The following is a 25,290-nucleotide window of genomic DNA, read 5'->3' on the forward strand; positions in this document are numbered from 1 at the left end:
TGCTCGCGGGCTGGGAAGTGCGGCGGGGGACCTACGCGCAGAGCGAAATGCCACGGGATCGACTCTGCCGGGAAACATCCGCGTGCTTTGATGGTTGGACCAAGGGAAGGACGGAGCCGAGAGGCCGAGTCCACCGAAGTCGAAGACCCGAGCGCAGGAGGCCACGTCATGTCGACCACAGCAACCCAGAACGGCGTGGACGAGCTCGCTGGATCGCAGCAGCTCTCCGCGGCAGACCGCTGCGACAGCTGCGGAGCCCAGGCCTACATCCGTGTCGTGGTGAACAGCGGCGAGCTGCTGTTCTGCGCGCACCACGGCAAGAAGTACCAGGAGAAGCTCTCCAGCATCGCCCAGAGCTGGCACGACGAGTCGGCGCGCCTCTTCGAGGAGCAGCGCCCCTAGTCAGCCCGCTCTTCGCCGGTGGGGAGCGGGACTCCCTACCGGCCGACTCCGAGCCGCTTCGCGATCACTTCGCGGGCGGCTCGAGCTGTCTCATCCGCCGCACGGATCCGCTCGTCCTGCGTCGAGTAGGCCAGACCGTGCCGCCCGACAACCCGGGTAAGGATCGCGTCCGCGAGGGCGGGGTTCTTCGCGAGCACGGGGCCGTGGAGGTGCGTGCCGAGGAGCCGACCTGCGGCGTAGCCCTCCGCTCCCCCGCCGTCACCGGTGCCGTGCAGCACCCGGCCGAGGACGTGCGCGGGATCGATGCCCTCGAAACGGCGGGCGTGGTTCTCGAAGCCGACGAGGACGCCCGCCGCGGACTCGACGACGAGGTCGTCGGTCGTGCGCTCGGAGGTCACGGCACGACCGGGGAGGACCCCGATGCCCGCGACGACGGCCTCGGGCGTCGCGAACGACTCGGCGAGGAGCTCCCAGCCCGCGCCGACGGCGACGACCTCGGTCTCGTCGCGCACCCAGCCGTGGACCGTGTCGCCGACGGCGCGGAGAAGGTCGAGCACGGCGGGCAGGTCCTCGTCCGCTCCCGTGCCGGCCACGAGCACATCGGGGCGCTCGGCGAAGTCGGCCTTCTCGCGCAGCGGCAGGAGGCGGGCGTCGAGACCGGCCCAGCCGGCGCGTGCCGCGAGGACGCGGGCGTTCGCCGCGTCGCCGTTGCTGTCCAGGACGTCGGGGGCGAGCACGCCGATCAGCAGGGTGGTCACGCGGTCTCCTCGCGGTTGGAGGCGAGCTGGAGGTGGGCGCGGGTGCGCCGCATCGAGTCGGCGGAGAAGACGATCGTCTTCCGCCCGTGGCTCGGCGCGGGCAGCGCGAGGAAGGCGTCGAGCGCACGGCCGAGGTCGTCGTCGACCGCGTCGATCGCGACCCCGTCGTAGCGCAGCTGCAGCGCGGCCTCGTGGGCCTTCGAGCCGGAGACGACCCGGACTCGCCCCAGGCGGGCGGTGTCGACCGGCCAGAAGTAGGAGGGGTCGCGGACGTCCGAGCCGAGGGCGAGCATGATCTGCTCGGTGCCCTCGGGGATCTCCGCGATGTTCAGGCGGTAGCTCGCCGGGTTCTGCACCAGGACGAACTCGACCTCCTGGCCGCGCACCGTCACGATCTCGCCGCGCCCGAACACGGGGTCGATCGACGAGAGCGCGGAGGCGGTCGTCGCCGGGAGGAAGCGGGTGCCGAGGATCGCGCGGGCCGCGGAGACCGCCGAGGCGGCGTCGACCGCGTAGTGCACGCCGCGAGCGGGCAGGCGGACGTCGAGGACGTCGCCGTCGCTCCGAATCGTCGCGGCGGCACCGCCCGTGGTCTCGACGACGGTCGTCGCACGACCCTCCTGGCCCTCGGCGTCGGCCGCGTAGCCGAGCCCCCCGACAGCCGCATCGCGGACGGCGGACGAGGTGCCGTACCAGCGCAGGCGATCGCTGGGCAGGCTCGTCGCGATGTCGGCGACGTGGCGGTCGTCCGCGTTGAGGACGACGGGTCCCGTGGCCCGGGTCGCGATGGTCGCGAGCATCCGGGCGACCATGGCCGGGTCGAAGAAGCGGTCGATCTGGTCGACGACCACGTTGGTGAGCAGCACGACGCGCGGGCTCATCCGCGGCGCGAGCCGGGCGCCGTGGCCCTCGTCCATCTCCAGGACGGCGATGTCTGCATCGATCCGCCCGCGGAGGTCGGTGCGCTCGAGCAGCGCCGAGGTCAGCCCCTGCGCGATGTTCGCGGTCGAGGGGTTGGTGAAGACCCGCAGCCCGTGGGCACGGAGCACCGCCACGAGCATCTTGGTCGTCGTCGACTTCCCGGCCGAGCCGGTGACGACGACGAGGCCGTCGGTGAAGCCGTCGAGCACGGCCGGGAGGAAGCCCGGCGCGAGGCGGTTCAAGACGAGTCCGGGCACGGCGGAGCCTCCGCCGGGCTTGCGGACGCGCGCTGCGAACCGGGCGGCCCTTCCGAGGAGGACCGCCGGCGCGTAGCGGATCACCGGCTTACTCGAGGTAGTCGCGGAGCGACTGCGAGCGGGACGGGTGGCGGAGCTTGGCCATCGTCTTGGACTCGATCTGGCGGATGCGCTCGCGCGTCACGCCGAAGGTGTCGCCGATCTGGTCGAGCGTCTTGGGCATGCCGTCGCCCAGGCCGAAGCGCATGCGGATCACGCCGGCCTCGCGCTCGGAGAGGGAGTCCAGCAGCGACTCGAGCTGCTTCTGCAGCATCGTGAAGCCCACCGCGTCGGCCGGCACGACCGCCTCGGTGTCCTCGATGAGGTCGCCGAACTCGCTGTCGCCGTCCTCACCCAGGGGGGTGTGCAGCGAGATCGGCTCGCGACCGTACTTCTGCACCTCGATGACCTTCTCGGGGGTCATGTCGAGCTCTCGGGACAGCTCCTCGGGCGTGGGCTCGCGGCCCAGGTCCTGCAGCATCTGGCGCTGGACGCGGGCGAGCTTGTTGATGACCTCGACCATGTGCACGGGGATGCGGATGGTGCGGGCCTGGTCGGCCATCGCGCGGGTGATCGCCTGGCGGATCCACCACGTCGCGTAGGTCGAGAACTTGAAGCCCTTGGTGTAGTCGAACTTCTCCACCGCGCGGATCAGACCGAGGTTGCCCTCCTGGATCAGGTCCAGGAACTGCATGCCGCGGCCGGTGTAGCGCTTGGCGAGGCTGACCACGAGGCGGAGGTTCGCGCCGAGCAGGTGGCTCTTGGCCCGCTGCCCGTCCTTCGCGACCCAGCGCAGCTCGCGGACGAGCTCCGGGCTGAGGTCGCTCGAGTTGGCGAGCTTGTCCTCGGCGAAGAGGCCCGCCTCGATGCGCATCGCGAGCTCGACCTCCTCGGCCGCGTTCAGGAGCGCGACCTTGCCGATCTGCTTCAGGTAGTCCTTGACCGGGTCGGCCGTGGCGCCGGTGATCGCCGTCGAGTAGACGGGGACCTCGTCGTCGTCGCCGCCGAAGGAGAGGACGAGCGCGCCGCTGGGCAGCGGCTCGGCCGGAGCGGCGGCCGCGACGACTGGCGTCTCGGTGTCGTCCTTGGTCTCGGTCTCGGTCTCCTCGACCACGACCGCGGTCTCCTCCTCGGCGTCGGCGTCGCCGTCGACGTCCTCGGGCTCGGTGGGCTCCTCCTCCGTCGCGGCGGGGGCCGCGGCCTTGGCGGTGGCGCGGGCGCGCGTGGTCTTGGCCGCCGGCTTGCGCGCGGCGGGCTTCTTGGTCGTCGTCACGTCGTCGTCGACGGCGTCGAGCGTTGCGGTCTTGGTAGCTCTGGTGGCCATGGCGGCACCTCTCCATCCGTTGCGTCCCGGCTGCGGGCGAGGCCGGGAGGCGTCGTCCGTCGGTGGGCATTACGAGGACCCATGTCAAGTCGAGGGGATCGCACGCCCGACGTGGGCGCCGTGCTCCTCGACCCGAACGGGTCCTATTGACAATTATTGCACGCCTGAGTAGTGCGGCCGTGCGCTCAGGGCTTCGGCACTCCGGGAGGAGTCCGACGCGAGACCATGCGGGGCCTCGCGGAAGGACGGGGAAGGGCGGGTCCGACGGTCAGCGTCCTGCGCGGCCACGACGGAGACGGTCGTTCAATGCAACCCACAGAGGGGCCACCGTTATTCCCTCGTCCTCGGCGAGCCGCCGCCGCGTCCTGCGGCGAGCGGTGACCAGTCCGATCACTCCGAGGCCGACGACGACGTACTGGATGCACCAGGCGAGCCGGAAGTGGTCCATCGAGTAGAGCCGGGCGGAGTCCGCGCCCGGCCCTGCCAGCGAGTCGAGCAGCAGCCCCATCAGGAACATCATCGTGAAGCTCGCGAGGAAGCCGCCGACGTTCACCACGCCGTTCGCGGCGCCGAGGCTCCGGGACGGGTTGAAGGTGCGGGCGAAGTCGAAGCCGATCATCGATCCCGGCCCGCCCGCGCCGATCACGATCAGCAGCAGGACGATCAGCCAGTACGGCGGGACCCCCGGCCAGAGCAGCACGACCGTCCAGGCCACCGCCATCGCCGAGACGATGCCGAGCACGAGGTTGCTCCGCCGCATCGGGTGCCGGGCGGTGAGGACGCCGAGGATCGGGCCGACGACGATGCCGGCGACCACGACGATCGTCAGCGTCGGAGCGGCGACGCCCGGCTCCAGTCCGATCGCGTAGACGAGGAAGGGGTACCCCCAGAGCAGCGTGAACACGGTGCCGGAGGACTGCGTCACGAAGTGCGACCAGAAGCCGAGCTGCGTGCCCGGGCGGCGCAGGCTGACACCCAGCTGGGCGATCGTGGCGCGGAGCGTCGGCGGCACCAGGACAATCGGCTCGGTCCGCGGCGGGACGTCGGTGATCAGCAGGAGCACGCCGAGGAAGGCGACGGCGCCGATCCCGGCGACGGAGAGGAAGGCGGGAGTCCAGCCCGCCGCGTGCAGGATCGCGGCGAACGGCAGGGCGGAGAGGATCTGGCCGACCTGGCCGATGTTGCCGATCCATTGCGAGAGCTGGGGGACGATCGGTCCGCTGAACCAGGTCACGGTCAGTCGGATCACCGAGGTGAAGATCGCGGCGTCGCCCGCACCCACCAGGATCCGTCCGACGATCGCGACGCCGAGGGACGGCGCGAAGGCCAGGACGATCTGGCCGACCATCATCAGCGCGGTCCCGCTGAGGATCAGCGTCTTCGGGCCGAAGCGGTCGATGAGGATGCCGACCGGGATCTGCATCCCGGCGTAGACGATCAGCTGGACGACGGCGAGCGAGGAGAGCATCGCGGCGGAGATGCCGAACCGCTCCGCCGCGTCGACGCCCGCCACTCCGAGCGTCGTGCGGTCGAGGACGGCGACCAGGTACGCGAAGGCACCGGCACCGAAGACGAACCAGGCTCGACGAGATCGCACTCGGCAGAGACTACCAAGCGCGGCTCGCCTGCTACTGGGCCGTGGGCTCCTCGCCGGGCCGCTTGATCGCCAGGAACTTCTCCAGCTCGGCCGCGAGCGCGTCGGCGGTCGGGACGAAGCCGTCCTCGTCGGTGAGCGGCGAGCGCAGGCTCGTCCCCTCCATGTAGGTGTCGTGCCGGGACTCGAGCGCCGCGACGAGCTTCTGCAGCTCCTCGTTCGAGCCGACCTGCTCGTCGACCTTCGAGAGGAACTCGCGGCCGCTCTCGCGGAGGCTGTCGGTCGGGAAGATCAGCCCGGTCGACGCCGAGATGCTCTCGAGCGCGGCGACGGCCGCCTGGGGGTAGGCGGTGTCGGAGAGGTAGTGCGGGATCAGCAGGGCGAAGCCGACGGCCGGGAGAGCCCGGTCGTAGAGGCGGAGCTCGAGCAGGTGCAGGACGTTCGCGGGCACCTGGGTGACCGGCTTCCAGACCGACATGGCCTCGATCAGGTCCTCGCGGTTGCCGCTGACCGTCACGCCGACCGGCCGGGTGTGCGGGACGGGCATCGGGATCGCGTGCACCCAGGTGGTGCTCGCGACCTCGAGCCGATCGATGAGCTCGAGCACCGCCCGGGTGAAGCGCTCCCACTGGTAGTCCGGCTCGAACCCGGTGAGCAGGAGGAACGGCTGGTGCAGCTCGTCGTGCGCGAGCGAGAGGCGGAGGCTCGCCGGGGTGTAGTCGGTGAGGTGGTCCTGATCGAAGGTGATGATCGGCCGGCGTGCGCGGTAGTCGAGCAGCTGGTCGGGGTCGAACTCGACGACGGTCCGGTGCTCGAGCGTCCCGTGCAGGTGCTCGGCGAGCTGGCCGACCGCACCTCCGGCATCGGCGAACCCGGTGAGGCCGGCCACGAGGTGGAGGCCCCGCGGGACGTCGGCGAGGTCGCCCTCGATCGCGAAGAGGTCTGCAGGATCCGGCATGCGATCCAGCCTAGACGGCCCGCCGGGGCGGCTCCCCGGCGGCGCTGAGCCCTGAGCGAACAGCCGCGACGGGGCGGCCGAGCGCCGTCCCGGCCGCGCCTAGCATTGCGCTCATGCCCCTCTCCTCTCTCGAGTACACGACCGTCCCCGCCTCCGATCTCGACACCGGCGCTCTCGTCCTCGGCGTCGCGCCCGGACCGGACGGCCCCCGTCTCGTCGGCGTCGACGGCTTCGACGACCTCGTCGCCGCGCTCCCCGCGCTCGGGGTGACCGGCTCCGTCGAGTCGCTGACGCGGGTCCCCTCCTCCGTCCGCGCCGGCGTGGTCGTCCTCGTCGGCCTGGGCTCCGCGGAGCCGAGCGCCACCGTGCTGCGCACCGCCGCCGGACTCGCGGTCCGCAGCCTCGCCGGCACCGCCTCGGTCGCCCTCGCCCTGCCCACCGGAGACGACGACGCGCTCGCGGCCGTCGCCGAGGGAGCCGCGCTCGGCTCCTACAGCTACACCGCCTTCCGGCACAGCACCCTCGACGCCGCGAAGGCTCCCGTCGAGCGCGTGCTCCTCGTGACCTCCGACGAGTCCGCCGACGCGGCCGTCCTCGAGCGCGCGCAGGTCGTCGGTCGCGCCGTGTCCGCCGTGAAGGACCTGGTCAACGCCCCGCCGTCGCACCTCTACCCGCAGACCCTGGCCGAGGCCGTGCAGGAGGGCGTCGAAGGGCTCCCCCTCGAGGTCACGGTCTGGGACGAGTCGGCGCTCGAGCGCGACGGCTTCGGCGGCATCCTCGGTGTCGGCAGCGGCTCGTCCCGCCCGCCGCGCCTCGTCAAGATCGCCTACACGCCCGACGGCGCCTCCTCCCCCGGGGGGACGGCCGAGCGGACGGCGCCCAAGCACCTCGCGCTGGTCGGCAAGGGCATCACCTTCGACAGCGGCGGACTCTCCCTCAAGCCGCCGGCCTCGATGATCGGCATGAAGGACGACATGACCGGCGCGGCGACGGTCTACGCGGTCGTGCGCGCGGTCGCCGAGCTCCGCCTGCCGGTGCGGGTCACCGCCTGGCTCTGCATCGCCGAGAACATGCCCTCCGGCACGGCCATCCGCCCGAACGACGTGCTCACGATCCGCGGCGGGAAGACCGTCGAGGTCCTCAACACGGACGCCGAGGGCCGCCTCGTGCTCGCCGACGGCCTCGTCGCCGCGAGCGAGGAGCAGCCCGACGCGATCGTCGACGTCGCGACGCTGACCGGCGCCGCCGTCGTCGCGCTCGGCAACCGCTACACCGGCGTGTTCGGCGACGACGAGCTGGTCGCCTCCGTGCTGGAGTCGGCGCGCAGCACGGGCGAGCTCTTCTGGCACATGCCGCTCCCCGCGGAGCTGCGCCCGCTGCTCAACTCCGAGATCGCCGACATCGCCAACATCAAGCCGGGCAACACCGCCGGCGGCATGCTGATCGCCGCGCACTTCCTCCAGGAGTTCGTCGGCACCCGTGGCGAGGGCCCGGACGCGGCGCGCATCCCCTGGGTGCACCTCGACATCGCCGGCCCGGCGAACAACGGCGGCGGCGGGTACGGCTTCACCGGCACCGGCCCCACCGGGGTCTCGGTCCGCGCCCTCCTCGCCCTGGCCGAGGGCCTGGCGAGCGCGTAGTAGGGTCGACGGGGCGGGATCTCCCGCCTCGTCCCCCCCTCCGACCGGCCCGCGCACAGGCGCGGAGATCCGCGGAGGCGAGGGGAACCGCACGTCGCAAGGGAGTCACTGGGTGTCGGAAGAGCGCTACGACCTGGTCGTGCTCGGAGGTGGCAGCGGCGGGTACGCGGCGGCTCTGCGCGCGACCCAGCTCGGGATGAGCGTGGCGATCGTCGAGCGCGACAAGCTCGGCGGCACCTGCCTGCACCGCGGCTGCGTCCCGACCAAAGCCCTCCTGCACGCCGCCGAGCTCGCCGACGGCGCCCGGGACGCGCAGAAGTACGGCGTCCTCGCCGGCTTCCAGGGCATCGACGTCCCCGGCGTCACGCGCTACCGCGAGGGCGTCGTCGCCGGCAAGTACAAGGGCCTGCAGAGCCTCGTCTCCGCCCGCGGCATCACCGTCGTCTCCGGCGAGGGCCGGCTGACCGGGCCGAGGACCGTCACGGTCGGCGAGCACGTGCTGCACGGCGGCTCGATCGTCGTCGCGACCGGCTCCGCCTCGCGCACCCTCCCGGGCATCGAGATCGGCGGCCGAGTGATCACCAGCGACCAGGCCCTCGAGCTCGACCACGTCCCCGAGCGGGTCGTCGTGCTCGGCGGCGGTGTCATCGGCGTGGAGTTCGCCAGCGTCTGGCGCTCCTTCGGTGCCGAGGTGTCGATCGTCGAGGCGCTCCCCCACCTCGTGCCGAACGAGGACGAGAGCGTCAGCAAGCAGTTCGAGCGCGCCTTCCGCAAGCGCGGGATCTCCTTCACCCTCGGCTCGCGCGTCACCGGCGTCGTCCAGACCGACGACGGCGTCTCGGTCTCGCTCGAGAGCGGGGCGAGCGTCGAGGGCGACCTCCTCCTCGTCGCGGTCGGCCGCGGCCCGGTCACCGCGGGGCTCGGCCTCGAGGAGATCGGCGTCACGCTCGACCGCGGCTACGTGATCACCGACGAGCGCCTGCAGACCTCGGTTCCCGGCGTCTACGCCGTCGGCGACATCGTGCCCGGCCTGCAGCTCGCGCACCGCAGCTTCCAGCAGGGGATCTTCGTCGCCGAGGAGCTCGCCGGCCTGAAGCCGCAGACGGTGGCCGACCTCAACATCCCGAAGGTCACCTACAGCGACCCCGAGGTGGCGTCCGTCGGCCTGACCGAGGCGCGCGCCGTCGCCGAGTACGGTGCCGAGCGCGTCGCGAGCTACGACTACGGTCTCGGCGGCAACGCGAAGAGCACGATCATCGGCACCGCGGGCTCCGTCAAGGTCGTGCGCGTCGTCGACGGGCCCGTCGTCGGCGTGCACATGATCGGCGCCCGCGTCGGCGAGCTGATCGGCGAGGCGCAGCTCATCGTGAACTGGGAGGCGCACCCCGAGGACGTCGCCCCCTTCGTGCACGCGCACCCGACCCAGAACGAGGCGCTCGGCGAGGCGCACCTCGCGCTGGCGGGGAAGCCGCTGCACGCCCTCTAGGACCATCGCGGGACGGCGACCGGCCGTTCCCGCCTCACTAAACTGAAACCACGTACACAAGCGTCTTAAGGAGACAGGCTCATGAGCGAATCCGTCAGCCTCCCGGCACTCGGAGAGAGTGTCACGGAAGGAACGGTCACCCGCTGGCTGAAGAACGTCGGCGACCGCGTCGAGGTCGACGAGCCGCTGCTCGAGGTCTCGACCGACAAGGTCGACACCGAGATCCCTTCGCCCGTCGCCGGTGTCATCGAGGAGATCCTCGTCGAGGAGGACGAGACCGTCGAGGTCGGCGCCGAGCTGGTGCGCATCGGCGACGGCTCCGGAGCCGCGTCCGCGCCCGAGGCCCCCGCCGAGGAGCCGGCCGCCGAGGAGTCGCCCGAGGCCGAGGCCGCCGAGACCGAGCCGACCGACGAGGCCACCCCGTCCGTCGACGCGGAGACCGAGGAGGAGGCTCCGGCCCCCGCCGAGCCCGAGCCGGCCCCCGCGGCCGAGAAGCCCGCCGCTCCGGAGGCGTCCGCCCCCGCTCCGTCGGTCCCGGCTCCCGCCGCCGCCGCTCCGGCCCCCGCCGCCTCCGCCCCCGCGCCGGCCGCGACCCCCGAGCCCACCGACTCGAACCCCGGCTACGTCACCCCTCTGGTGCGCAAGCTCGCCGGCGAGAACGGCATCGACCTCTCCACCCTCACCGGCACCGGTGTCGGCGGGCGCATCCGCAAGCAGGACGTGCTCGACGCCGTCGAGGCCGCCAAGTCGGCTCCCGCCCCGGTCTCGGCTCCGGCCGCCGCCGCCGCGAAGGCCGCTCGCACGCCGCTCGAGACCTCGCCCCTGCGCGGCACGACGCAGCCGATGACCCGCCTGCGCAAGGTGCTCGCGCAGCGTGCCGTCGAGTCGATGCAGTCGACCGCCCAGCTCACCTCGGTCGTCGAGGTCGACGTCACCGCCGTCGCGCGCTTCCGCGACTCGGTCAAGAAGACCTTCAACGAGAAGACCGGCGCCAAGCTGTCCTTCCTGCCGTTCTTCGCCCTCGCGGCCGCCGAGGCCCTCAAGGCCTACCCGGTGATCAACTCGACGCTCGACGGCGACTCGATCGTCTACCCGGACCACGAGAACATCAGCATCGCGGTCGACACCGAGCGCGGACTGCTCACCCCGGTCCTGAAGAACGCGTCGGAGCTCACGCTCGCGCAGATCGCCAGCACCATCGGCGACCTCGCGGAGCGCACCCGAAACAACAAGCTCAAGCCCGACGAGCTGGCCGGCGGCACCTTCACCCTGACGAACACCGGCTCGCGCGGTGCGCTGTTCGACACGCCCGTCGTGTTCCTGCCGCAGACCGCGATCCTCGGCACCGGCATCGTCACGAAGAAGCCGGCCGTCGTGCAGGTCGACGGCAGCGACGCGATCGCGATCCGCTCGACCGTGTTCCTCGCCCTCTCCTACGACCACCGCACGGTCGACGGCGCCGACGCGGCCCGCTTCCTGGTGGCCATCAAGGAGCGCCTCGAGGAGGGCTCGTTCGAGAACGACCTCGGCATCTGACGCCGCCACGCTGACGCGCCGCACTAGCGGCCCCCGTCGGTGAAGACGTCGCGGAGAAGCCATGCGGCCTCCGTCCTGATCATCAGGACGGAGGCCGTCGTCGTTCCCGGATCCGGACCGACGGCGACCACGGCGGAGGCGCCGTTCACGTCCACACGCACAGCGATGACGGCGGAGGCCGGTGCGCGGAGCGTCGCGAAGGCGGAGCCCCCGTCGACGCGGATCGGCGAGTCGGGGGTGGTCAGCGCCTCCGCGCAGGCGCTCTCCGAGCCGCCGCAGTGGCGGGCCGCCGCGAGAAGGGCCGTCGCCGCCTCCTCCGCCCCGAGCTCAGCGCGCGGCGGCCGGACCGTCGGCTCGGCGCTCGGCGTCGCCGGAGCCGGTGCCCGTGTCGGCGTCGCCACGGCTCTCACCGGAGGTGTCGGTGTCGCTCCCGCGGTCGCTGGCGCGGTCGCGGTCGCCGTCGCCGGTACCGGCCCCGTCGGAGCGCCAGGACTCGGTGCCGGCGTCCACGTCGACGGCACCGGCGCCGGCGTCCGCGTCGACGCGGCCGTCTCCGCTCCCGTGCTCCGGTCGGGGCCGAGGCCCGTCATCACCAGCGCGCCGACGAGGACGACGGCCGCGGTCACGAGGGGGCCGCGGCGGCGGACCACCAGCGCGCGCACCCGATCGCGCCAGCCGTCCAGCGGATGCGTGCGGCGGTGTCGCGCAGGCGGGCTCTCGACGACCCCGCTCGACCGCTCCCGGTCGGCCGCCGTCCCGGGCCGGTGAACCACGCGGAGGGGCAACGGCGCCGCGGAGCGGTAGAGGAGCGCCTCCAGCGCCGCGAGGTCGTCGTCGTCCCGCGGGCTCCCCCGCCAGGCAGGGCAGCTCCGACGGCAGCGTCCGAGGAGCCCGATCACCGCGGCCACGACGTCGGCCTCGGTCGATCCCGTCGGCGCCTCGGTGAGCAGCAGCACCGGACGTCCCTCCTCCGTCACTCCGATCGCCTCGGCACCGGGGAGCGGGTGGACTCCCGACGCCGCCGCGTCACGCAGGGCGCCGACGACCGGCGCGAGGAGGGTGACGACGACCCCCGGCGGCAGCACCGCACCGGACTCGAGCACCTGCTCGAGGGTCGAGACGACGGCCGGGGTGGTGAGGAGGACGGCTCCATCGGCGTGCACCCCGACGTCGACGAGGCGCTGCCGATGCTCGTGCGGCGCGAGCCGCTCGATCCCCGACCCCAGCGCGCCCTCCGCCCGCTCCTGCGAGAGCAGGAGAGCGTTCAGGAGCCGGCCGTCGCCGTCGCGGACGACCGGCCCGAGCGCTCCGGAGCCCACCACGGCGTGACCGGCGACCCACTCGAGCGGCTGTCCGCCGCTCCGTTCGCTCTCACCGCTCGCTGCCATGCTCCGAGGGTGCCGCGCGAGCCGGCTCGCCGGGGCGGCGGAGGCCCGGTCGGTGGACGGATCCGGTGTGCCGTCGCTGGGGAGGAGGGGAGGTCCGGCGGATCCGCTCGGATCGGTCTCCCCCACCGGGTCCGCTCGGTATCCTGGAGGAATGGCACGCAGCACGGAACCGTCGACGAAGGCGGTCAAGGAACCAGGACGTCTCAAGCAGATGTGGCAGGTGTTCCAGATGACCCGCCGCTACGACAGCAGCGCGGTCTGGATCATCCTGCTGGCGCTGCTGGTCCCGATCCTGATCGGGATCCTCCTCGGCGTCCTCCTCGGCGACGGCAACGGCTTCGTCATCGCGCTCTGGATCGTCGTCGGCGTGATGGCCGGACTCGTCGCCGGCCTCGCGGTCCTCTCCCGCCGCGCCGAGCGCGCCGCCTACGGGCAGATCGCCGGGCAGCCGGGCGCCGTGGGCGCCGTCCTGCGCAGCGGACTCCGCGGCACCTGGACCGGCGGCGAGATGCCGGTCGCCGTCAACGGCAAGACGCAGGACGCGGTCTACCGCGCCGTCGGCCGCGGCGGTGTCGTGCTGATCGCGGAGGGCCCGACCGGCCGCACCAAGCGCATGCTCGAGGATGAGCGCCGCAAGGTGACCCGCATCCTCCCCAACGTCCCCGTCACCTTCGTGAACGTCGGCCCCGACGAGGGCGCCGTCCCGCTGCACAAGGTGCCGCGCGCCCTCGCGAAGACGAAGAAGGTGCTGACCAAGGCGGAGGTGCTGGCCGTCAAGAACCGCCTCGCCTCGCTGAACACCTCGCTGCCGATCCCCAAGGGCGTCGACCCCTTCAAGGTGCGGCCGCAGCGCTCCCGCTGACGCACGGGACGAGCACACGAACGGGCCGGTCGGGATCACTCCCGCCGGCCCGTTCGTCGTTCCCGGACGACTGCCCGATCAGTAGCGGACGAGCACCGTGCCGGCGACCTTGTCGTGGAAGCCGCGCTGGTCCGAGTCCCAGACGAGGGCCGGGACGAGCACGGCGAGGAGCACCGAGCGCACCAGCGGACGCCAGACGCCGACCCAGCCGCCGCCGAGGCGGACGACGCGCAGACCGAGCAGCCGGTGGCCGATGCTCCCGCCGATGGTCGGGATGAACACCGCCTGCAGCACCACGAAGAGGACGATGCTCGCCCAGCGGTCGTAGCCGAAGAAGACGAAGGACAGCAGCGCGACGATCGCGAAGTCGACGGCGAGGGCGGCGAAGCGGCGACCGGGCCGGGCGATCGACATCCGGCCGGTCTCGGGGAGCCCGAGCCGCTCCCCCGGTCGCGTGCTCGGGGCGACGTCGGCGAAGGTCCTGCGCTCGGGTGCTGGCATCCTCCGATGCTACCCGCGCAGGCCGCGCGCCCGCCGGGAGCGGAGGCCGGCCGCGACACGCTCGGCGGGACCCCGTGTAACACGCCCGAAACACGAGGGACACGGCGGGGTAACCGCCGGTGACTACTGTGGAACGGCTGCGTCTGCAGCCACCCGTTACGCCATTGGAGACCTTTGCATGTTTAAAGATTCTTCCGAGGTGCTCAAGTTCATCAAGGACACGGACGTCAAGTTCCTCGACATCCGGTTCACCGATCTCCCCGGTGTCCAGCAGCACTTCAACATCCCCGCCTCGACGGTCGACGAGGAGTTCTTCTCCGTCGGCCAGCTCTTCGACGGGTCCTCGATCCGCGGATTCGCGAACATCCACGAATCGGACATGCAGCTGATCCCTGACGTGACCACCGCCTACGTGGACCCGTTCCGCGTCGAGCGCACGCTGATCATCGTCTTCGACATCTACAACCCGCGCAACGGCGAGATCTACTCGAAGGACCCGCGCCAGGTCGCCAAGAAGGCCGAGAAGTACCTCGCGTCGACCGGCATCGCCGACACCGCGTTCTTCGCCCCCGAGGCCGAGTTCTACATCTTCGACGACGTGCGCTACGAGGTCACCCAGAACTCCGCGTTCCACTCCGTCGACTCCGTCGAGGGCGCCTGGAACTCGGGCCGCGTCGAAGAGGGCGGCAACCTCGGCAACAAGACCCCCTACAAGGGCGGCTACTTCCCGGTCAGCCCGGTCGACAAGCAGGCCGACCTCCGCGACGACATCTGCCTCAAGCTGATCGACGCCGGCCTCATCCTCGAGCGCTCGCACCACGAGGTGGGCACCGGCGGCCAGGCGGAGATCAACTACCGATTCGACACGATGGTCCACTCCGCGGACGACATCCTGAAGTTCAAGTACATCGTCAAGAACACGGCCGAGCAGTGGGGCAAGACCGCCACGTTCATGCCGAAGCCCCTCTTCGGCGACAACGGCTCGGGCATGCACACCCACCAGTCGCTCTGGAACGACGGCAAGCCCCTGTTCTACGACGAGAACGGCTACGGCGGACTCTCGGACGTCGCACGCTGGTACATCGGCGGCCTGCTCAAGCACGCCCCCGCTGTCCTCGCGTTCACGAACCCGACGGTCAACTCGTACCACCGCCTGATCCCGGGCTTCGAGGCGCCGGTCAACCTGGTCTACTCGGCCGGCAACCGCTCCGCGTCGATCCGCATCCCGATCACGGGCACGAACCCGAAGGCCAAGCGCATCGAGTTCCGCGCGCCGGACGCCTCGGGCAACCCGTACCTCGCGTTCGCCGCGCAGCTGATGGCGGGCCTCGACGGCATCAAGAACCGCATCGAGCCGCACGAGCCGGTCGACAAGGACCTGTACGAGCTGCCCCCGGAGGAGGCCAAGCTCATCCCGCAGGTCCCCGCCTCGCTCGAGGAGGCCCTGGCCGCCCTCGAGGCCGACCACGACTTCCTGCTCCAGGGCGGCGTGTTCACCCAGGAGCTCATCGAGACCTGGATCGACTACAAGCGCGAGAAGGAGATCAAGCCCCTCGCGCAGCGCCCGCACCCCTTCGAGTTCGAGCTGTACTACGGCGTCTGATCCGACGCACCGCAGGGCTCGCGCACTGCACGAAGGGCCGTTCCTCCCCGGAGGAGCGGCCCTTCCGCGTTCCCGGACGGACCCGCGGGCGTCAGCGGTAGGTCGGCGCGTCGACCTCGACAGGGCCGTAGAAGCGGCGCTCGAAGACGGCGCGGGCCCGGCGGGTGACGCCGAGGTAGTCGTCCTCGAGCTGCGTCGCCGAATCGGCGGGGTACTCCAGGAGGCGTGCCACGCCGTCCAGCTGGCGGCGGTCGGCCGGCAGCACGTCGGCCGTGCGGTCGGTGAACAGGGTCATCGCCGAGCGCACCCGCGACGCGAGGAGCCAGGCCGCGCGCAGGCGCTCGGCGTCGGGCGGCGAGATCAGGTCCGCCTCCTCCGCCACGCTCAGCGCGGTCAGCGTCGAGGTGGTCCGCAGCGCGGGGATCGTGCGCGCGTGCTGGAGCTGCAGCAGCTGCACCAGCCACTCGACGTCGCTGAGCGAGCCGCGGCCGAGCTTGAGGTGGCGCTTCGGGTCGGCGCCCTGCGGCAGCCGCTCGCTCTCGACGCGGGCCTTGATCCGCTTCACCTCGCGGATGTCGCGGTCCGAGATCGCGGCCGGGTAGCGGACGCCGTCGGCCAGCTCCTCGAAGGCGGCGATCAGCGCCGCATCGCCGGCCACCCCTCGAGCGCGCAGCAGTGCCTGAGCCTCCCACGTCAGCGACCAGCGGGCGTAGTAGGCGCGGTAGGAGTCGAGGGAGCGCACCAGCGGGCCGTTCTTGCCCTCGGGGCGCAGATCGGCGTCGAGGTCGAGCGGGAGGCGCGAGTCCTCGGTGAGGCGCACGAGCTCGGCGACCAGGAACTGCGCGTAGAGCTGCGCCTCGTGCGGATCCGCCTCGCCCGGTCGCTGCACGTACATCACGTCGGCGTCCGAGCCGAAGCCCAGCTCCGCTCCCCCGTAGCGCCCCATGCCGATCACGGCGAACTCAGCGGCGGATCCGCGGCGACCGGTGCTCGAGCGGCGGACGGCCGCGAGCACGCCGCCCAGGAGCGCGGAGATGATGTCGGAGAGGCTCGTCGCGATCTCCTCGATGGTGCTGAGGCCGAGGACGCCGCCCATCGCGGTGCGGAGCACCTCCCGGCGGCGCATCCCCCGCAGCGCCGTGGCGACGGCCTCCGGAGTCTCGTGCCGCGCCAGCACGGCGCGCACCTCCTCGGCCAGCCCCTCGGCGCTGCGCGGCCGCAGCGCGTCGTCGTCCTCGAGCCAGGCCGCCGACTCCGGAATGCGGTCGAGCAGTTCGCCGACGAAGCGCGAGCCGGACAGGACCGTCGTCAGGCGCTTCGCGGCCCCGGAGGAGTCGCGCAGCATCCGGAGGAACCAGGGCGTGCCGCCGAGGGTGTCGCTGAGGCGCCGGAAGGCGAGGAGCCCGTAGTCGGGGTCCGCCCCGTCGGCGAACCACTGCAGCATGACGGGGACGAGGTGGCGCTGGATGCTCGCGCGCCGAGAGACGCCCGAGGTCATCGCGGCGATGTGGCCGAGGGCGCCGCGGGCGTCCGCGAAGCCGATCGCCGCCAGTCGCGCCTCCGCCTGACCGGTCGACAGCTCGATCCCGCCGTCGGGCAGCGCCGCCACCGCGGAGAGCAACGGGCGGTAGAACAGCCGCTCGTGCAGCCCGCGCACCCGGTGCTTGATGGAGTTCCAGACGACGAGGAGCTCCTCGGCGCTGCGGGCGAGTCCGCTCGCCCGTGCCAGGGTGCGCAGCTCGTGCTCGTCCCGCGGCATCAGGTGGGTGCGCCGGAGCCTGCGCAGCTGGAGCCGGTGCTCGAGCAGGCGCAGTGCGCGGTAGTCCTGCGCGAACTCCTCCGCCGCCGCGCGGCCGATGTAGCCGCGGTCGGCGAGAGCACCGAGGGCCAGCAGGGTGCCCGGCATGTGGATCTCGTCGTCGGTCTGGCCGTGCACGAGCTGGAGCAGCTGGACCGTGAACTCGATGTCGCGCAGCCCGCCCGGGCCGAGCTTGATCTGGTAGTGGACGTCGTTCTGCGGGATGTTCTCGGTGACGCGCTCGCGCATCCGCTGCACCGACTCGACGAAGTTCTCCCGCGACGCGCTCGACCAGACCTTCGGCGCAACGGCGGCGACGTAGGCGCGGCCGAGCTCGAGGTCGCCCGCGAGCGGGCGGGCCTTCAGCAGGGCCTGGAACTCCCAGCTCTTCGCCCAGCGGTCGTAGTAGGTGATGTGCGACTCCAGGGTCCGCACGAGCGCGCCCTGCTTCCCCTCCGGCCGCAGGTTGGGGTCGACCTCCCAGAGCTCCGGCTCGAGCGCGAGCGCGGAGGTGCCGCGCATCAACAGGACGGCGAGCCGAGTCGCGATGTCGATCGCGCGGGCGTTCGAGAGGCCGCGCTCGGGGTCGCCCTCGGCTACGAAGATGACGTCGACGTCGCTGACGTAGTTGAGCTCGGAGGCGCCGGCCTTGCCCATCCCGATGACGGCGAAGCGGGTCGCCACGACCTCCTCGCGAGAGAAGCGACCGGGTCCGGAGCCCGCGATCAGGTCGGCGCGCGCCACGGCGAGCGACGCCTCCAGGGCCGCCCCCGCCAGATCGGCGAGGGTCCGGGCGACCCTGTCGATCGCCGCGACGGGATCCGCCTGGCCGAGATCGTGCACGACGACGCGAGTGAGCAGTCGGCGGTAGCGGACCCGCAGGGCCGTCCAGCCGTCCTCCTCGTGCAGCGCCGCGACACCGTCGACGGCGCCGACCGAGTCGAGCAGCTCCTGCTTGAGCTCACCGCGACCCGGAAGGACCCGGACGGGGTCGAGGAAGCCGATGAGCTCGTCCGGCCGGCGCTGCAGGAAGTCCGCGAGACCGGAGGACGCCCCCAGGACGAGCAGTAGCCGCGTGATCGCGGCGTCGTCCGCGAGCACCGCGTCCATCCGGTCGCGGTGACTGCGCAGCAGATCGAGCAGCGCGCCGAGCGCCGCGTCGGGATCGGCCACCGTCGCGAAGGCCGGCACCACCGACTCGAGCGAGCGGCCCGCGAGCTCCTCCGCCTCGGCGAGCCGAGCCCCGGTCTCGCCGAGTGCGGCGAAACCGAGGCGTGCGACCTCGCTCAGCGTGCGTTCGCGGGGCATGGCGGGAGGGGTCAGAGCATCTCGAGGTTGCTGCGCAGCTCGTACGGGGTGACCTGGGCGCGGTACTCGGCCCAGTCCTTCCGCTTGTTGAGCAGCACGAAGTTGAACACCTGCTCGCCGAGCGTCTCGGCGACGAGCTCCGACTCCTCCATCAGCGAGATCGCGCGGTCGAGGCTCGCCGGCAGCGGGCTGTAGCCCAGGGCGCGGCGCTCGGCGTCCGACAGCGTCCAGACGTTGTCCTCGGCCTCGGCGGGGAGCTCGTAGCCCTCCTCGATGCCCTTGAGTCCCGCGGCCAGCAGCAGCGAGTACGCGAGGTAGGGGTTCGCGGCCGAGTCGAGCGCGCGGTACTCGATGCGCGAGGACTGGCCCTTGTTGGGCTTGTACAGCGGCACGCGGACGAGCGCGGAGCGGTTGTTGTGGCCCCAGGACACGTAGCTCGGCGCCTCGTCGCCGCCCCAGAGGCGCTTGTAGGAGTTGACGAACTGGTTCGTCACCGCGGTGATCTCGGGGGCGTGCTTGAGCAGCCCGGCGATGAACTGGCGGCCGAGCTTGGACAGCTGGTACTGCGCGCCCTGCTCGTAGAACACGTTCATGTCGCCCTCGAAGAGCGAGAGGTGCGTGTGCATGCCCGAGCCGGGGTGGCCGGAGAGCGGCTTGGGCATGAAGGTCGCGTAGACGCCCTGCTCGATCGCCACCTCCTTGATGACCGTGCGGAAGGTCATGATGTTGTCGGCCGTGGTCAGCGCGTCCGCGTAGCGGAGGTCGATCTCGTTCTGGCCGGGGCCCGCCTCGTGGTGGCTGAACTCGACCGAGATGCCGAGGTCCTCGAGCATCCGGACCGAGCGGCGGCGGAAGTCGTGCGCCGTGCCGCCGGGGACGTTGTCGAAGTAGCCGGCGGAGTCGACGGGCTCGGGCCCCTCCGCGCCGAAGGTCGACGACTTCAGCAGGTAGAACTCGATCTCGGGGTGCGTGTAGAACGTGAAGCCGCGCTCGGCCGCCTTCGCGAGCGTGCGCTTGAGCACGTTCCGCGGGTCGGCGACGGCGGGCTGGCCGTCCGGCGTGGTGATGTCGCAGAACATCCGCGCCGTCGGATCGATCTCGCCGCGCCACGGCAGGATCTGGAAGGTCGACGGATCCGGGTGCGCCAGCACGTCGGCCTCGTAGGAGCGGGTCAGTCCCTCGATCGCGGAGCCGTCGAAGCCGAGACCCTCGGCGAACGCCCCCTCGACCTCGGCCGGCGCGATCGCGACCGACTTGAGCGTGCCGACGACGTCCGTGAACCAGAGGCGAACGAATTTGATCCCTCGCTCTTCAATGGTGCGAAGAACGAAGTCCCGTTGCTTGTCCATCAAGGCCCTTCCTGTTTCGCTCCCAGGCTAGTGGCTCCGCCCCTCCCCTGCTGGGCGCCCGGCCGTTCCCCGCGGAGCCCTGACGGGGCGCGGATAGACTCGACCGCATGTCAGCGCAGCCCGTGAAACGCGTGAGAACCCGCCACTTCCAGACCGCGAAGGACTCGGGGGTGCGGATCACCGGGCTCACCAGCTACGACGTGCTCACGGCCCGCATCTTCGACCAGGCGGGCATCGACTTCCTGCTCGTGGGCGACTCCGCCGGCAACACCGTGCTCGGCTACGACACGACCCTGCCGGTCACGGTGGACGAGCTGATCCCGCTGGCCCGCGCCGTCGCGGGTGCCGTCGAGCGCGCGTTCGTCGTCGCCGACCTGCCCTTCGGCTCCTACGAGTCGGGCCCGGACGACGCGCTGCACACCGCCTTCCGCTTCATGAAGGAGACGCACGCGCACGCCGTGAAGCTCGAGGGCGGCGTCCGCTCCGCGGAGCAGATCCGGCGGATCGTCGAGGCCGGCATCCCGGTGATGGCGCACATCGGCTTCACCCCGCAGAGCGAGCACGGCCTCGGCGGGCACATGATCCAGGGCCGCGGCGAGGGGATCGAGCAGCTGCTCGCCGACGCCCGTGCCGTCCAGGACGCCGGCGCGTTCGCCGTCGTGCTCGAGATGGTGCCGAGCGAGGCCGCCCGCCGGGTCACCGAGGAGCTCAGCATCCCGACGATCGGCGTCGGTGCCGGCCCGCACGTGGACGGTCAGCTGCTCGTGTGGACGGACTTCGCCGGGCTGACCACCGGCCGCGTGCCGCGCTTCGTCAAGCAGTACGCCGACCTGCGCGGTGTCCTCACCGGCGCGGTGACCGCGTTCCGCGAGGACGTCGAGGCCGGCGCGTACCCCGGAGCCGAGCACAGCTACGAGTAGCGGGGCGCGACCCGGCTCAGCGTGGGATCAGCGATCCTCCGCGTCCTCCTCGTCCCAGCGGCGGGTGTTCTCGCGCATCTTCTCGAGGGCGTGCGACGCCTCCTCGCGGGACGAGTAGGGGCCCGCGCGGTCGACGGACGGGGACTGGAAGCCCTGCTCCACCGCGCCGGACTTGAGGTTGTACCACCAGGAGTTCGCATCACCGTCAGACATGTCGCGATCCTACGCCGGGGCCGGTCGCCGGTCGCTCCCCCTCGCGCCTCGCTAGCATGGCCGGTATGACTGCTGCTGCGACCGCGATCGGAATCGACATCGGAGGGACCGGCATCAAGGGGGCGTACGTCGACCTCGGCGAGGGCGCCCTCCTCAGCGACCGGATGAAGGTCGCCACCCCCGAGGGCGGACGCCCGAAGGACATCGTCGCCACGGTGCAGCAGATCCTGGGCATGCTCCCGGACGCACCGGCCGACACCCCCGTCGGGATCTGCTTCCCGGCCGCCGTGGTGCACGGGCGCACCATGTCCGCCGCGAACGTCTCGGATGAGTGGATCGGCCTCGAGGCCGAGAAGCTGTTCGAGGACGCCATCGGCCGCGACATCTTCTTCGTGAACGACGCCGACGCCGCCGGGTACGCCGAGTCGCGCTTCGGCGCGGCGAAGGACAAGAAGGGCCTGGTCCTGATGACCACGCTCGGCACCGGCATCGGCACCGCGCAGATCTACGACGGCGTCCTCATCCCCAACGCCGAGCTCGGCCACCTCGAGATCCACGGCGGCGACTACGAGAAGAAGGCGTCCTTCGCCGCGAAGGAGCGGGACGACCTCGACTACAAGCACTGGGCCAAGCGCCTGCAGCGCTACTACTCCCACCTCGAGGCGCTTCTCTGGCCGGACCTGATCATCGTCGGCGGCGGCATCTCGAAGCACCACGAGGAGTTCCTGCCCCTGCTCGACCTGCGCACCCCGATCGTGCCGGCCGCCCTGCGCAACAACGCGGGCATCCTCGGGGCAGCGGCCCTGGCAGGCGGCGGCGTCCGCCGCTGAGGCGGCGCCTCCTTCCGCGGCGGTCCCCGCCCGCCGCGGCGCCGTCGGCCCCGACAGGTGGCCGCGTTCCGCAGGGCGTCTCGCCCTCGGCTACGACGAAACGCTGGCACGCGTTTCGCCGGTGAGCCTCGCTCCGCGAGAGCGGCCGGCAGGGTCGGCGCCTCTGACGTCCGCCCCTCCATGCTGGTCGAGTAGCCGCAGAGCGGCGTATCGAGACCCACGTCACCGAACGGCGGTCCCAGGCACTCGTGCAGCAGGGCGGGATCTCGATATGCACTCTCCGAGGGCTACTCGATCGGCATGCGCGCGAGGACGGCGCTCTTCAGGAGCATGCGGAAGCAGGGCCGAGGCGAGCCGGAGAAACGCGTGCCAGCGTCTCTCCGGAGCCGAACGCGAGACGCTCCGCGAAACGCGACCACGCACCCAGACCGACCGCGGCGCGGCGGGCAGGGACCGCCGCGCAAAGGGGCGCAGCCGGCCACGAGACGCGAAAGGCCCCGCTGTGCGGGGCCTTTCGTGGCGAAGGGGTCGGCTATTACGCCGGGTTCTGTTCACGCCGCGCCTCTCGGCGGGCGCTGGACGGCCATCTCTCTCGGGGGCACGTCGCCGTGACCCTCCAGCGGTCTACCCGAGGACCCGACGAGCAGCCGCATCGTCCTCTGTCTGACCTTGCTCCGGGCGAGGTTTACCGAGCGGACCGGATCACTCCGGCCCCTGGTGGTCTCTTACACCACCGTTTCACCCTTACCGCGGGCCGGGGCCCGTGGCGGTCTGTTCTCTGTGGCACTGTCTCGCGGGTCACCCCGGGTGGGTGTTACCCACCGCCCTGCTCTGCGGAGCCCGGACGTTCCTCGGCGCCGGGGCTCTCACCCCGGCGACGCGACCGTCTTGCCGGCCCGTTCGCGGAACCAGTGTACGGGCCGGGTCAGGCGAGCGTCGACTCGTCGCCGCGGACGAGGATGCAGCCGCTGTCGGGGCAGAGCACGACCTGGTCGGGCGCGGTGGTGCGGATCCAGGCGAGGTCGGACTCGGTGAGGGCGACGCCGCTCCCCTCCGACACCTTGCCACGCAGGAGCGCCGCGCCGACGCCGTAGCGGGCGCGCTGCTTCTCGTAGAGCTCCACCAGGTCGGCCGGGATCTTCTCGACGAGCGAGGCGCGGTCGCGGGCGAGCGCCTCCTGCTTGCCGGCGAGCTTCTCCGCCTGGGCGTCGCGCTCCTCGGCGAGGGTCGCGATGCCCGCGACGACCTCGTCGCGCTCGGCCTGGGCGGCGGCGACCTCGGCCTCGATGCCCTCGATCCGCTCCATCAGCGTCAGCTCGATGTCCTCGAGGTCGCCGCGGCGCTTGACCAGCGAGGTGATCTCTCCCTCGAGTGCGGCGATGTCCTTCGCGGACGAGGCGGTCTGCAGGCGGTCGCGGTCGCGGGCGAGGCGCTTGTCGACGACCTCGACGTCGGACTCGATGCGGCCGAGCTCGGTGCGGGCGTCCTCCAGCCGGCCGTTGCGCTCCGCGAGGGTGCGGCGGGTCTCGTTGTCGCGGGTCTGCATCGCCTTGATCGCCGCGATCTGCGGCAGGGTGGCGACGGCGTGACGGAGCTGGTTGCCCCTCGTGTCGAGACTCTGCAGAGTCAGGAGCTCTCGCTGGTCGGCGGGGCTGGCAATCACGTCGCGGTCCTCGTTCCCGGCACGGAGGGTGGGCGTGCCGGCTCCATTCTCGCGCGCTCGCGGAGCGTCAGTGGACGATCGCGAAATCCCAGGGGTCGGTGCGGGTCTCGCTGACGTCGACGACGACCCCGGGAAGCGCGGTGCGCAGAGCGGTCGCGGCGACGTCGAGCCAGAGCCACTCGCTCGCCCAGTGCGAGACGTCGAGGAGCGCCGGACCGGTGCCGTGGCGGGCCTTCTCGCGCGCCTCGGAGGCCGGGTGGTGCCGGAGGTCGGCTGTGATGTAAACGTCGCTCGTGCGGACGGCGGGGCTGTCGAGGAGGGAGTCCCCGGCTCCGCCGCAGAGCGAGACCCGGCGGACGGGCGCCTCGTAGTCGCCGGCGGCACGGACTCCTCCGGCGGTCGCGGGCAGCAGCTCGGCCACGGCGCGGGCGAGACGGCCGAGCGTGACCTCCTCGGCGAGGTCGCCGACGCGGCCGAGGCCGACCGACGGATCCTCGCCGGGGACCAGCGGCGTCGTGCCGGTGAGCCCGAGCCGGGTCGCAATGACGTCGGAGACGCCGTCCGCGACGATGTCCGCGTTGGTGTGCGCGGAGACGAGCGCACAGCCGTGCCGGATGAGCTCGGCGAGCAGGCGGCCCTTGTAGCCGTCCTCCGCGATCGAGGTGACCCCGCGGAGCAGGAGCGGGTGGTGGGCCAGGAGGAGCTGGTAGCCGCCGTCGACGGCCTCGGAGACGGTGTCGGCGACGACGTCGACCGTGAGGAGTATCCGCTCGACCTGCGCAGCCGGGTCACCGGTGACCAGACCGGGAGCGTCCCAGTCCTCAGCGGCCCCCTCGGGCCAGAGACGGTCGATGACGGCGTGGACGTCGCGCAGCGTGGGCATGCGTCCAGGGTAGGGCCGCCGCTCCCCCGCCGGAGTGCACCTCAGTGCGCGTGGTCGGTCTCGACGGCGCGGATGGCGGCGTCGGAGCTGCCGACCTCGTCGTCGAGGTCCGCGGCGAGGAAGTCCTCCGACTCCGGAAGGCGCACGGTGAGCCCGGCGTACTGCTCGACCGCCAGCTCGCCGCTCAGCCCGGACGCTGCGAGGACGTGGCCGCCGACGGAGCCGCTCGAGTCGACGAAGTGGGTGTGCAGCCCGGCGACGCTGATCCCCTGGAACGGCTTCGGGCCGTAGAAGCCGACGATCGTGCCCTCGACGTCGCTCAGGTGCACCTCGCGCTGGTCGCGCATCGCGTCCGCCAGGCGGAGGTACGGCTTCACCTGGGCGATCGGCTGCCGCAGCGTCAGGTACTCCACGCGGCCTCGGAGACGGACGCCGACGAACACGTTCAGGCTCGGCACGGTCCGCCGCACCGCCGTCAGCAGGGCGTCGAGCGACGGCACCGCCTCGACCGACTCCGTGCTGTCCGGAGCGAACCGGGCCAGCTCGGCGAACGCGATCGTGTCCTCCGGCTCGAGGACGACGACCGAGCCGTCGCCGCGGAACAGCCGGTGCACGCCGTCGAGCACGACGAGCTCGCCCTCCATGTGGTCGCCGCAGCCCAGCCCGAAGTCGCCGGCCTCGTCGGCCTCGGCGCGCGTGACGACGCCGTCGAACAGACCGGCCAGCAGCGCGTCGACGATCGAGAACTGGGTGATGAGGCCGCGCGGCGCGGTCGGAGTCGGCATCCCGCCATTCTGGCGGAGCGCTCAGCTCTCCAGCGCCAGCCGGTACCGCTCGCGCGCCGTCCGGAGACGAGAGAAGCCCCGCACTTCCGGAGAAGTGCGGGGCTTTCTTTCTTGCGGTGGATCCGAGGGGATTCGAACCCCTGACCCCCTGCATGCCATGCAGGTGCGCTACCAGCTGCGCCACGGACCCTTGGTGCGCTTCTCGGACTCGAGGTACCGGCCTTGCGGCCCGCTCCTCCGCCCGGCGGAAGCAACTCGAATAAACTACAACA

At 72.0% G+C, this 25,290-nt stretch carries 21 protein-coding genes, 1 tRNA gene and 1 other RNA gene; 8 read left to right on the top strand and 15 right to left on the bottom strand.

The window, feature by feature from the left end:
- The first annotated feature begins 168 nt into the window (after positions 1 to 168).
- Positions 169 to 402: a hypothetical protein gene (locus MT350_RS07150; protein ID WP_123445851.1), complete on the top strand. Its 234-nt coding sequence runs from the start codon at positions 169 to 171 to the stop codon at positions 400 to 402.
- Positions 403 to 437: 35 nt separating this feature from the next.
- Here MT350_RS07150 and MT350_RS07155 read toward each other — a convergent pair whose 3' ends face one another.
- The 5 genes from MT350_RS07155 to MT350_RS07175 form a co-directional block, all read right to left on the bottom strand.
- The gene (locus tag MT350_RS07155; protein ID WP_243599188.1) at positions 438 to 1,160 is read right to left on the bottom strand and encodes a hypothetical protein; all 723 of its coding nucleotides are present in this window, start codon (positions 1,158 to 1,160) and stop codon (positions 438 to 440) included.
- Positions 1,157 to 2,338 (bottom strand): Mur ligase family protein, encoded by a 1,182-nt coding sequence (locus MT350_RS07160; protein ID WP_243599187.1) that lies wholly within the window; start codon positions 2,336 to 2,338, stop codon positions 1,157 to 1,159. The genes MT350_RS07155 and MT350_RS07160 overlap by 4 nt, the downstream gene beginning before the upstream one ends.
- 88 nt (positions 2,339 to 2,426) lie before the next feature.
- A complete protein-coding gene (locus MT350_RS07165) occupies positions 2,427 to 3,701 on the bottom strand; it encodes an RNA polymerase sigma factor (RefSeq protein ID WP_243599186.1) in 1,275 nt (424 codons plus the stop codon).
- A 268-nt stretch (positions 3,702 to 3,969) separates the two neighbouring features.
- A complete protein-coding gene (locus MT350_RS07170) occupies positions 3,970 to 5,298 on the bottom strand; it encodes a nitrate/nitrite transporter (protein WP_123736936.1) in 1,329 nt (442 codons plus the stop codon).
- 31 nt (positions 5,299 to 5,329) lie between these two features.
- On the bottom strand, positions 5,330 to 6,253 hold the full coding sequence (locus MT350_RS07175; protein WP_123736935.1) for a proteasome assembly chaperone family protein: 924 nt from the start codon (positions 6,251 to 6,253) through the stop codon (positions 5,330 to 5,332).
- Positions 6,254 to 6,366: 113 nt separating this feature from the next.
- On the opposite strand from MT350_RS07175, the gene MT350_RS07180 reads away from it, so the two are divergent.
- The 3 genes from MT350_RS07180 (at position 6,367) to sucB (ending at position 10,915) form a co-directional block, all read left to right on the top strand.
- Positions 6,367 to 7,893, top strand: a complete 1,527-nt coding sequence (locus MT350_RS07180) for a leucyl aminopeptidase (RefSeq protein ID WP_243599185.1) — start codon at positions 6,367 to 6,369, stop codon at positions 7,891 to 7,893.
- Between the two features lie 112 nt (positions 7,894 to 8,005).
- Positions 8,006 to 9,379 carry a dihydrolipoyl dehydrogenase gene (lpdA, locus tag MT350_RS07185; RefSeq protein ID WP_243599184.1) on the top strand — a complete coding sequence of 458 codons (1,374 nt, stop codon included), beginning with the start codon at positions 8,006 to 8,008 and terminating at the stop codon, positions 9,377 to 9,379.
- A gap of 81 nt (positions 9,380 to 9,460) precedes the next feature.
- Positions 9,461 to 10,915 (top strand): 2-oxoglutarate dehydrogenase, E2 component, dihydrolipoamide succinyltransferase, encoded by a 1,455-nt coding sequence (gene sucB, locus MT350_RS07190; protein ID WP_243615611.1) that lies wholly within the window; start codon positions 9,461 to 9,463, stop codon positions 10,913 to 10,915.
- Positions 10,916 to 10,938: 23 nt separating this feature from the next.
- Here the strand turns inward: sucB and MT350_RS07195 are convergent, their stop codons facing one another.
- Positions 10,939 to 12,303 carry a hypothetical protein gene (locus tag MT350_RS07195; protein ID WP_243599182.1) on the bottom strand — a complete coding sequence of 455 codons (1,365 nt, stop codon included), beginning with the start codon at positions 12,301 to 12,303 and terminating at the stop codon, positions 10,939 to 10,941.
- A gap of 151 nt (positions 12,304 to 12,454) precedes the next feature.
- Here MT350_RS07195 and MT350_RS07200 point away from each other — a divergent pair, with 151 nt between their 5' ends.
- Entirely contained in the window at positions 12,455 to 13,165 is a 711-nt protein-coding gene (locus MT350_RS07200; protein WP_123445841.1) for a DUF4191 domain-containing protein, read from the top strand.
- 78 nt (positions 13,166 to 13,243) lie between these two features.
- Here the strand turns inward: MT350_RS07200 and MT350_RS07205 are convergent, their stop codons facing one another.
- The gene (locus tag MT350_RS07205) at positions 13,244 to 13,666 is read right to left on the bottom strand and encodes an RDD family protein (RefSeq protein WP_123703545.1); all 423 of its coding nucleotides are present in this window, start codon (positions 13,664 to 13,666) and stop codon (positions 13,244 to 13,246) included.
- Between the two features lie 178 nt (positions 13,667 to 13,844).
- On the opposite strand from MT350_RS07205, the gene glnA reads away from it, so the two are divergent.
- The gene (gene glnA, locus MT350_RS07210) at positions 13,845 to 15,269 is read left to right on the top strand and encodes a type I glutamate--ammonia ligase (RefSeq protein ID WP_123445839.1); all 1,425 of its coding nucleotides are present in this window, start codon (positions 13,845 to 13,847) and stop codon (positions 15,267 to 15,269) included.
- A gap of 91 nt (positions 15,270 to 15,360) precedes the next feature.
- Here the strand turns inward: glnA and MT350_RS07215 are convergent, their stop codons facing one another.
- Together MT350_RS07215 and MT350_RS07220 are read right to left on the bottom strand one after the other, a co-directional pair.
- Positions 15,361 to 18,375: a bifunctional [glutamine synthetase] adenylyltransferase/[glutamine synthetase]-adenylyl-L-tyrosine phosphorylase gene (locus MT350_RS07215; RefSeq protein ID WP_243599181.1), complete on the bottom strand. Its 3,015-nt coding sequence runs from the start codon at positions 18,373 to 18,375 to the stop codon at positions 15,361 to 15,363.
- 11 nt (positions 18,376 to 18,386) lie between these two features.
- Positions 18,387 to 19,724 carry a glutamine synthetase family protein gene (locus tag MT350_RS07220; protein WP_123736929.1) on the bottom strand — a complete coding sequence of 446 codons (1,338 nt, stop codon included), beginning with the start codon at positions 19,722 to 19,724 and terminating at the stop codon, positions 18,387 to 18,389.
- Between the two features lie 107 nt (positions 19,725 to 19,831).
- On the opposite strand from MT350_RS07220, the gene panB reads away from it, so the two are divergent.
- Positions 19,832 to 20,644: a 3-methyl-2-oxobutanoate hydroxymethyltransferase gene (gene panB, locus MT350_RS07225; protein ID WP_132437044.1), complete on the top strand. Its 813-nt coding sequence runs from the start codon at positions 19,832 to 19,834 to the stop codon at positions 20,642 to 20,644.
- Between the two features lie 27 nt (positions 20,645 to 20,671).
- Here panB and MT350_RS07230 read toward each other — a convergent pair whose 3' ends face one another.
- Positions 20,672 to 20,857, bottom strand: coding sequence for an SPOR domain-containing protein (locus tag MT350_RS07230; RefSeq protein ID WP_123445835.1), 186 nt, complete (start codon positions 20,855 to 20,857; stop codon positions 20,672 to 20,674).
- Between the two features lie 65 nt (positions 20,858 to 20,922).
- Between MT350_RS07230 and ppgK the strand changes: the two genes are divergently transcribed.
- Positions 20,923 to 21,687, top strand: a complete 765-nt coding sequence (ppgK, locus tag MT350_RS07235) for a polyphosphate--glucose phosphotransferase (RefSeq protein WP_132437043.1) — start codon at positions 20,923 to 20,925, stop codon at positions 21,685 to 21,687.
- Between the two features lie 520 nt (positions 21,688 to 22,207).
- Here the strand turns inward: ppgK and rnpB are convergent.
- From rnpB to MT350_RS07260, 5 genes are all read right to left on the bottom strand, one after another.
- Positions 22,208 to 22,586: RNase P RNA component class A (gene rnpB / locus MT350_RS07240), an RNA gene on the bottom strand.
- A 26-nt stretch (positions 22,587 to 22,612) separates the two neighbouring features.
- Positions 22,613 to 23,350 (bottom strand): zinc ribbon domain-containing protein, encoded by a 738-nt coding sequence (locus tag MT350_RS07245; RefSeq protein ID WP_123445833.1) that lies wholly within the window; start codon positions 23,348 to 23,350, stop codon positions 22,613 to 22,615.
- A gap of 67 nt (positions 23,351 to 23,417) precedes the next feature.
- Positions 23,418 to 24,233, bottom strand: coding sequence for a Nif3-like dinuclear metal center hexameric protein (locus MT350_RS07250; RefSeq protein ID WP_243586734.1), 816 nt, complete (start codon positions 24,231 to 24,233; stop codon positions 23,418 to 23,420).
- A 41-nt stretch (positions 24,234 to 24,274) separates the two neighbouring features.
- On the bottom strand, positions 24,275 to 25,018 hold the full coding sequence (locus MT350_RS07255) for an acetolactate decarboxylase (RefSeq protein WP_243599180.1): 744 nt from the start codon (positions 25,016 to 25,018) through the stop codon (positions 24,275 to 24,277).
- A 117-nt stretch (positions 25,019 to 25,135) separates the two neighbouring features.
- Positions 25,136 to 25,208, bottom strand: a tRNA-Ala gene (locus MT350_RS07260).
- Positions 25,209 to 25,290: the final 82 nt, after the last annotated feature.

Origin of the sequence: Rathayibacter sp. VKM Ac-2928 (assembly GCF_022815545.1) — a bacterium.
Classification (GTDB): Bacteria; Actinomycetota; Actinomycetes; order Actinomycetales; family Microbacteriaceae; genus Rathayibacter; species Rathayibacter festucae.

Bases quoted from the DNA above. Each gene is read 5' to 3' on its own strand.
- ppgK (WP_132437043.1), top strand. From the start codon at position 20,923: ATGACTGCTGCTGCGACCGCGATCGGAATCGACATCGGAGGGACCGGC.
- MT350_RS07220 (WP_123736929.1), bottom strand. From the start codon at position 19,724: ATGGACAAGCAACGGGACTTCGTTCTTCGCACCATTGAAGAGCGAGGG.
- MT350_RS07255 (WP_243599180.1), bottom strand. From the start codon at position 25,018: ATGCCGACTCCGACCGCGCCGCGCGGCCTCATCACCCAGTTCTCGATC.
- panB (WP_132437044.1), top strand. From the start codon at position 19,832: ATGTCAGCGCAGCCCGTGAAACGCGTGAGAACCCGCCACTTCCAGACC.
- MT350_RS07165 (WP_243599186.1), bottom strand. From the start codon at position 3,701: ATGGCCACCAGAGCTACCAAGACCGCAACGCTCGACGCCGTCGACGAC.
- MT350_RS07175 (WP_123736935.1), bottom strand. From the start codon at position 6,253: ATGCCGGATCCTGCAGACCTCTTCGCGATCGAGGGCGACCTCGCCGAC.
- MT350_RS07205 (WP_123703545.1), bottom strand. From the start codon at position 13,666: ATGCCAGCACCCGAGCGCAGGACCTTCGCCGACGTCGCCCCGAGCACG.
- MT350_RS07215 (WP_243599181.1), bottom strand. From the start codon at position 18,375: ATGCCCCGCGAACGCACGCTGAGCGAGGTCGCACGCCTCGGTTTCGCC.
- MT350_RS07230 (WP_123445835.1), bottom strand. From the start codon at position 20,857: ATGTCTGACGGTGATGCGAACTCCTGGTGGTACAACCTCAAGTCCGGC.
- MT350_RS07195 (WP_243599182.1), bottom strand. From the start codon at position 12,303: ATGGCAGCGAGCGGTGAGAGCGAACGGAGCGGCGGACAGCCGCTCGAG.
- glnA (WP_123445839.1), top strand. From the start codon at position 13,845: ATGTTTAAAGATTCTTCCGAGGTGCTCAAGTTCATCAAGGACACGGAC.
- MT350_RS07250 (WP_243586734.1), bottom strand. From the start codon at position 24,233: ATGCCCACGCTGCGCGACGTCCACGCCGTCATCGACCGTCTCTGGCCC.
- MT350_RS07180 (WP_243599185.1), top strand. From the start codon at position 6,367: ATGCCCCTCTCCTCTCTCGAGTACACGACCGTCCCCGCCTCCGATCTC.
- MT350_RS07200 (WP_123445841.1), top strand. From the start codon at position 12,455: ATGGCACGCAGCACGGAACCGTCGACGAAGGCGGTCAAGGAACCAGGA.
- MT350_RS07150 (WP_123445851.1), top strand. From the start codon at position 169: ATGTCGACCACAGCAACCCAGAACGGCGTGGACGAGCTCGCTGGATCG.
- sucB (WP_243615611.1), top strand. From the start codon at position 9,461: ATGAGCGAATCCGTCAGCCTCCCGGCACTCGGAGAGAGTGTCACGGAA.